The sequence below is a fragment of the Streptomyces sp. MZ04 genome (genome assembly GCF_004684775.1).
Taxonomy (GTDB): Bacteria; Actinomycetota; Actinomycetes; order Streptomycetales; family Streptomycetaceae; genus Streptomyces.
The window spans coordinates 1-7,126 of record NZ_SRIC01000366.1 but is presented as its reverse complement, the minus strand read 5'-3'; the positions used below and the strand labels follow the sequence as shown (position 1 = coordinate 7,126).

At 71.1% G+C, this 7,126-nt stretch carries 5 protein-coding genes and 1 pseudogene; 2 read left to right on the top strand and 4 right to left on the bottom strand.

The genetic code is table 11. From position 1 onward, the window contains the following. Positions 1–87: 87 nt before the first annotated feature. The 4 genes from E2651_RS39335 to E2651_RS39320 form a co-directional block, all read right to left on the bottom strand. Entirely contained in the window at positions 88–456 is a 369-nt protein-coding gene (locus tag E2651_RS39335) for a PPOX class F420-dependent oxidoreductase (protein WP_135336074.1), read from the bottom strand. A 33-nt stretch (positions 457–489) separates the two neighbouring features. Continuing rightward, positions 490–732, bottom strand: a complete 243-nt coding sequence (locus tag E2651_RS39330; RefSeq protein ID WP_245239492.1) for a hypothetical protein — start codon at positions 730–732, stop codon at positions 490–492. A gap of 268 nt (positions 733–1,000) precedes the next feature. Then, positions 1,001–1,483, bottom strand: coding sequence for a DUF456 domain-containing protein (locus tag E2651_RS39325; protein ID WP_135336073.1), 483 nt, complete (start codon positions 1,481–1,483; stop codon positions 1,001–1,003). A 161-nt stretch (positions 1,484–1,644) separates the two neighbouring features. Next, positions 1,645–2,628: a LuxR family transcriptional regulator gene (locus E2651_RS39320; RefSeq protein ID WP_135336072.1), complete on the bottom strand. Its 984-nt coding sequence runs from the start codon at positions 2,626–2,628 to the stop codon at positions 1,645–1,647. 225 nt (positions 2,629–2,853) lie between these two features. Between E2651_RS39320 and E2651_RS39315 the strand changes: the two genes are divergently transcribed. Then, positions 2,854–6,606: a S8 family serine peptidase gene (locus E2651_RS39315; RefSeq protein WP_135336071.1), complete on the top strand. Its 3,753-nt coding sequence runs from the start codon at positions 2,854–2,856 to the stop codon at positions 6,604–6,606. Between the two features lie 130 nt (positions 6,607–6,736). Further along, positions 6,737–7,126: pseudogene (locus E2651_RS44840) on the top strand (hypothetical protein); the annotation flags it as partial.

Sequence of the window (7,126 nt, the reverse complement as noted above, 5' to 3'; positions counted from 1 at the left end):
GTGGGCTCGAAGATGTGAAAAAGAGACAGGTCTGGGGCGGAGCCCCATGGTTTCGGGAAGGGGCGGGGTTGGGGAAAGGAAACGGCCCTAATCCTCCAGCCCCCAGCTATGGATCCGCCGAGGATGGATGCGGATCAGTTCCTCGCTGAAGTGGGGGCCCAAATCGTGCGGCCCCGTGAGGAGTTCCGCCTCGCCGCGGATGTCGACGCCCCGCACCTTCCACGGAGTGACACTCACAATGTCGTCCACGACCAACGAAACCTTCGGATTGCCCCGCAGATTCCTCCACTTCTTCGTCGTCCCCAGCGCATACCCACCCACCAGAATCGTCCCGTCGTCCTGCGGAAAGAAGCCCACAGGATTCGCCTGCGGCTGCCCCGCCGCATCGACGGTCGCCATCCGCCCAAGCCGCTGCGACTTGAGGTACGCCCGCTCGGCCTCGCTGAATTCGGTCATGCCGCGAGCCTCGCACGCGTACCCCGCCCCGGCCTAGGAGGCCTTCGGCAGCCCCCACCGTGGCGCCCCCGCATTCGGCTCGACCGGCGCGATCCGCAGATCGGGCCGGTCACCCTTGGCCGTCACCAGCGCCGACTCGCCCTTCCCGAGGGCCACCCGCACCACCCCGCCGCCCACATCCTCGTACGGCAACGGACGGCCACGCCCGTCCCGCACCTCCACCGCCCCGGAGATCCCGTGCCGCACCACACACGGCGCCGCCCCCGCCTCACTCACAAGCCGCCTGCGAGCAGCGCACCACCGACCGCCGATCCGGTGGCGAGCACGGTTCTTCTGGACGGTCTTGGCATCGCGTCTCCCGAGTCATCGGAGCTTTTACCTCGCTGAAAGCTAGAGAGGGTGCGTCATCCCTTCATCTCGTCAATGAGTCGGGAGAGATCCGATGCTGGGACATGTATGTGAACTTGTTTCGGCTACTCGGCCCCGGCTGATCGGCCCCGGCTGTCCAGCCCGGCTGTCCAGCCCCGGGGCTCAGCCCCGGGGCTCAGCCCCAAATCACCGCCCCCAGCCACGCCCCCGCGATCAGCAGGCACGCGAACAGCTCCGTCAGGACGCTCCAACCGCCCGAGCGCATAGCCGTCCGCGTCGCCGTCACCGCCTCCCCGTGCCCGCCCAGGCGCAGTCGCTCCCCGAGGTAGATCCCCCCGATGAACCCCGGTATCGCTCCGATCACCGGAAGCACGCAGAACCCGATGAGCGCCCCGCCGCCCGCGTACACGGCCGTACGGCGCGTGGCCCCGCTCTGCCGGAAGCGGCGTGGTGGCAGCTGCCAGCGGATGCCTTGTGCGAGCAGGAGGACGACGGAAGAGCCGACCAGGACCCACCAGGCGACCGGGGAGGTGTCCTTCAGCGCCCACCACAGGACGGCGGCCCACACCAGCCATGGCCCCGGCACGCCGGGCACAAGCACTCCGCACAGGCCGAGCAGCAGGACCACCGCGACCAGCAGGAGTTCCCACACTCCCATCTGCCAAGCGTGCAGGAAACGGGAGAAAACCGCAGGTCGCGCCCGTCCCGAGGGTCGTGCCCCGTAAGGGGCGCGGGGCTGGGACATATGCGGCTCCGCCGCGTGGGCGCGACCAACCCCCACCGGCCCGCGCGTCCATCACCGCATATCCAGCGGAGCGTTCAGCGAGCCACCCAGCCCCGCTCGTACGCGTGCCATCCCAGCTGGAGCCGCGTCGTCACGCCCGTCAGCTCCATCAGGCGCTTGACCCGCCGCTGCACCGTCCGCAGGCCCAGATCGAGCTGCTTGGCCACGCTCGCGTCGGTCAGGCCCGCGAGCAGCAGGGAGAGGATCTCCAGATCCGCGCCGTCGGGTCCTTCCGGGGCGTCCTCGGTGACCGCGTGGCCGCTCTCGCCGAGCCGCAGCGGCAGCGCGTCCCGCCACACCGCCTCGAAGAGCCCCGTCAGGGATTCGAGCAGGCCGCTCGCGTGCACCACGAGCGCGGCGGGCTCCGCGGTGCGTGAGGTCAGCGGCACCATCGCGAGCGAGCCGTCGGCGATCACCAGCTTGGTCGGTACGCGGTCCACGACGCGCACCTGTTCGTTGCGGCCGATCGCCGTCGACAGCTCGATGAGCCCGGTGGGGAGCGAGAGGACCGAGCGCTCGACCACCACGCGGTAGGTGACGCCGCGGCCCGCCGCCTGTTCCTCCGCGTCGTTCTCCATGCCGGAGACCACGACCGGCTTGCCGGTCACCAGGGCGCACACCTCGTCGCTCGCGCCGAGCTGCAGCTGGAGGAAGCGCTGCGCCACGGCGCCCGCGCCGGTCACCACCTCGACGAGATCGTGCACCGCGGGCTCGGCGGCCTGCGCGCGGTACTCCTCGGCGAGCAGTGTCGCCGCCAGCTCCGCCTTCTCCAGTTCGTGCCGCTGCTGGGCGAGGAGCGCGCCGAGCGCGACGGCGGGCGGGGCCGCCACCCACCGGCCCGCCTTGCCGGACGCCTGAGCCGCCAGGCCGTGCCGCTCCAGGCGGCGCAGCGCGTGCACCGTCTCCGGCTCGCCCAGCGTGAGCCGCCGCGCGAGATCGGGCACGTCGGCGGCTCCCACCGCCACCAGCGCCCGGTACGCCGATTCGTGGGTCTCGTCCAGCCCTATCGCAGCCAGCATGCGGCGACGTCCCTCCCCAAGGATCCGTTCCGACGGCTCCGTGGCGGAAAACGGCCACGGCGTAAACCCGCCCCAGGACATCATCCCCGTACCCCCCACCTCTCTGCCAAGGTGACGCCACCGCAGCACCAACCGCAGCGGTGAATACGGCCTTTGGGCCGGTTCATCCTGTGATCCTGCATGCCCGTCAACGGTCATGCACGCCCGTCAACCCTGGGGAGAGCGATGCGTCCGATATCGCGTACGGCGTTGGGGGCGGCGTCCGCCGTCGTCCTCGCCGTCACGGTCACGGCACCGTCCGTGGCCGAGCCACGTGTGGCGGCTGACACGAGTCCACTGGTGGGCAGTGCCCCACGGGGCGAGGGAAGTTCCCTCGTCACCCTCGTCACCGGCGACCGCGTCCTGGTGACGTCGGACGGCAAGGACCGCGCCGGGGCGAGCGCGCTGCCCGGAGCCGACGGCACCGTGCCCATGGTCCAGACCCGGCAGTCCGGCAAGGACCTGTACGTCTACCCCGAGGGCGCCGTCCACGCGATCGCCGAAGGCCGCGTCGACGAGGAGCTGTTCAACGTCACCGGGCTCGTCCGCCAGGGCTACGACGACGCGCACGCCAAGAAGCTGCCGCTCATCGCCGTGTACGACAAGTCCGTCGACGTCACGCGCTCGCTGCCGCCCACCCCGCGCGGAGCCGAGCGCGGCCCGGTCCTCGACCCCGTCGACGGTGTCGCCCTGAAGGCCGACAAGAAGAAGGCCGCCGACTTCTGGGCGGAGATCACCAGCCCCAAGTCCCGTGCCTCGTCCGACCTGAAGAAGCTCTGGCTCGACGCCAAGGTCGAGGCCACTCTCGACAAGTCGACGAAGCAGGTGCGCGCCCCCGAGGCCTGGGCCGCCGGCTACGACGGCAAGGGCACCAAGGTCGCCGTCCTCGACACCGGGGCCGACGCCGAGCACCCCGACCTCAAGGGCCGTATCGGCGGGGCGAAGAACTTCACCGACTCCCCGGACAGCGAGGACCGCCAGGGGCACGGCACCCACACCACCTCCACCGTCGGCGGCACCGGCGCGGCGAGCGACGGCAAGAAGAAGGGCGTCGCGCCGGGCACCGAGCTGCTGCACGGCAAGGTCCTCAACGACAGTGGTTCGGGCGCCACTTCATGGATCATCGCGGGCATGCAGTGGGCCGTCGACCAGAAGGCCGACGTCGTCTCGATGAGCCTCGGCAGCCCGGCGAAGACCGACTGCACCGACCCGATGAGCACGGCGACCGAGGAGCTCGCGCAGTCCGCCGAGCACACCCTCTTCGTCATCGCGGCGGGCAACACGGGCCCGGCCCTCAATTCCGTGTCCTCGCCCGGCTGCGCGCCGAGCGTCCTCACCGTCGGCGCCGTCGACCGCGACGACTCCACGGCGTACTTCTCCAGCCGCGGCCCCATCTCCGGCTCGCACACCCTCAAGCCGGAGATCGCCGCGCCGGGCGTCGGCATCTCCGCCGCGGCCGCCGGTGGGCGCGGCGTCTACGCGTACCAGTCCATGAGCGGTACGTCGATGGCGACCCCGCACGTCGCGGGCGCGGCCGCCCTGGTCAAGCAGCGTCACCCGGACTGGACCGCCCGGCAGATCAAGTCGGCCCTCGTGTCGTCGGCCGACAGCGGCATCCCCGGCGACGTACGCGAGACGGGCGGCGGCAGGCTCGACGCGAAGGCCGCCGTCGATCAGAAGGTGCTCGGATCGCCCGCCGTGCAGGGCGGCAGCTTCGGCTGGCCGCAGGACGCGTCGGACCGCACGACGGTCGACGTCCCCTACACCAACACCACTGACAAGGCAGTGGAGTTGAAGCTCGCGGTCGAGGGCGTCACCGGCAACGACGGCTCCGCGGTGCGCTCCTCGGTCGCCCGCGTCGGCGAGCGTTCCGTGACGGTCCCGGCGGGCGCGAGCGTCAAGGTCCCGCTGAAGCTCGACCCCACGGCCGATCTCGCGCGCGCCCAGTACGGCGACGTCACCGGCCGCGTCCTCGCGACCGCCGACGGAGTGGCCGCCGTCTCCACGCCCTTCTCCCTCTACGTACAGCCCGAGACCGTCAGCCTCCGTGTGAAGCTGATCGACCGTGCGGGCAAGCCCGCTGACGGTGCGTCATCGATCGACCTCATCGGCACGGACGACGCGAGCGGCGAGCGGCGCTTCAACGAGGGGGCCAACGACCAGACGTACCAAGTCCGGCCGGGCTCCTACTTCTTGACCGGTTTCGTGACGACCCCGGACGCGGACGGCGGCAAGCTCAACGACTCCCTCACCCACCTGGCACGCCCCCAGGTCGAGGTGAAGAAGGACATGACGGTCACGCTCGACGCCCGCAAGGCGCACCGCGTCACCATCAAGACCGACAAGGCGTCCGAAGTGCGCGGCGCCACTCTCGGGTTCGCCCGCACGTGGGGCAAGGACGGCTGGGTGCACGCGGGCACGGCGGCCGGTCCGCGCAGCATCCGCGGCTTCTACCAGTCCGTCGAGGGCAGGGCGTCCGAAGGCACCTTCGAGTACGGCAGCTACTGGCGCGCCGCGGCGCCCCTGCTCTCCGAACTGGCCGTGGCGGGCGGTGCGTCGCTGCACGCGGTGACCGCGTCGACCGGCTCGGCCAACCTCGACGGCACCGGCAAGGCGGCCCTCGTCGACGCCAAGTCCGGTACGCCGCAGGAGCTCGAGGCCGCCGGGGTCAAGGGGAAGATCGCCCTGGTGAAGGTCCCGGACGACGGCCGTGTCGGCACCGTGGCGGCCGACGCCAAGAAGGCCGGGGCCCTCGCCGTCATCGCCCACCGCGCGGCACCCGGCCGCTGGTATCCGTCGGTCGGCTTCATCGGATCCCCGCTGCCGGTCCTCGGCATCCAGACGGGCGATGCGGCCTCGTTGCTCTCCCAACTGGCCGACGGCCCCGTCGACTTGACCTGGAAGGGCACGGCCAAGAGCCCCTACGTCTACAACCTCGCCTTCCCCGAGACCGGCCAGACGCACGACGACCGCACCTACCGGGTGCGCGACGAGGACCTCGCCGCGAACGAGGCGACGTACCGCGCGATGGGCACGGCCACGGACTACGTGGACCTGCCGAGCGCCGTCACCCCCACCGGCCTCGAGGTCTACTTCGCCGAATTCGAGTCCGTCCCGGCCCCCGGCAAGCGCACCGAGTACTACTCGGCGGGCACGACGGGCTGGGGCCACCAGGTCTCCAGCAGCTTCCCGTTCGGGGAGTTCTTGATCGACCCCGTGCGAACGTACAAGAAGGGCGAGCGCCGCACCGAGACCTGGTACGACGGCGTCCTCGCGCCGGGCGCGCCACGCGACGACGAGGGAAAGCAGGCCCTCGCCGGTGAGCGGCAGGGCAATCTGATCGGGGTGGCGCCCGGCTTCTGGTCGGATGCCGAACACGCGGGAATCCAGGGGAGCTTCGGTGACATCGGCTCCGTGGAGCTGAAGCGGAACGGTGAGGTGGTCGGGCAGTCCGGCTGGCCGTCCGGGGTGTTCACCGTCCCGGCCGAGGACTCGGCGTACGAACTCACCCTGGACACACGGAAGATCGGGTCGAAGGTCTGGGCGCGGTCCACCGGGACACGGACCACGTGGGCGTTCCGCTCGCACCTCGACGAGGAGGCCTACTCGCAGGGCATCCCGATGCTCTTCCCGCGCTACGAACTGCCCGAGGACGGCCTCAAGACGCTGCCCGCCGAGGACGGCCAGCGGATCACCCTCACCGCCACCGGGCACGCCGGCTACCAGCCCGGAGCGATCAAGTCCGCGTCCCTGTCGTACTCGTACGACGAGGGCAAGACCTGGACGAAGGCCGAGACGTCCGCCGACGCGGGGGCGTGGACCGCCACCGTGAACCACGCGGGTGCCACCGGCAAGCAGGTCTGGCTCAAAACCGAACTGACGGACGCGAACAACAGTTCCGTCACTCAGACCGTGGCCCGCGCCTACGACGTGCGTTAGTCACACAGACACCGCCGGGCGGTCCTCCCGTGGGGGGTGGGCCCGCCCGGCGGCCCTCAATCCTTCGCCCGACGGCCGGAATTTCCGGATGAACCGTTTTCGTACGGCCCGTGCGGTGGACAATAGGGGCATGAGCCAGCAGGGGGAGCAGCACACCGGGGCCTCCGGCCAGGAAGACGACTGGTGGGGTCAGCTGTACGACGACTCCACACCCGACACGGGCCCGGCGCAGGTGGCCGACACCCTCGACGACAGATTCGCCTCGGCCGTCTCCGCGTCCGCGGGAACCGCCCCTGGAGGCGGGGCTGACACGGATGTTGAGGGTGACCCCGCCCAACAGGGCGCCTTCAGCGACCAGTTCGAGCCCTGGCCATCGCCCGACCGCCATGAACCGTTCACGGGCTCGGGCCCGCCGCCCCCTCCGGGCGAACCGTTTGCCCACCGCGAGCCGTCCGGACGTACCGAGGAACCGGCGCGGACCCCAGAGCCGGAACCACCCGCGCCGCCCGCACCCGCACCC

Coding starts and splice junctions, on each gene's coding strand:
- E2651_RS39335 (WP_135336074.1), bottom strand. CDS start 456: ATGACCGAATTCAGCGAGGCCGAGCGGGCGTACCTCAAGTCGCAGCGG.
- E2651_RS39325 (WP_135336073.1), bottom strand. CDS start 1,483: ATGGGAGTGTGGGAACTCCTGCTGGTCGCGGTGGTCCTGCTGCTCGGC.
- E2651_RS39320 (WP_135336072.1), bottom strand. CDS start 2,628: ATGCTGGCTGCGATAGGGCTGGACGAGACCCACGAATCGGCGTACCGG.
- E2651_RS39315 (WP_135336071.1), top strand. CDS start 2,854: ATGCGTCCGATATCGCGTACGGCGTTGGGGGCGGCGTCCGCCGTCGTC.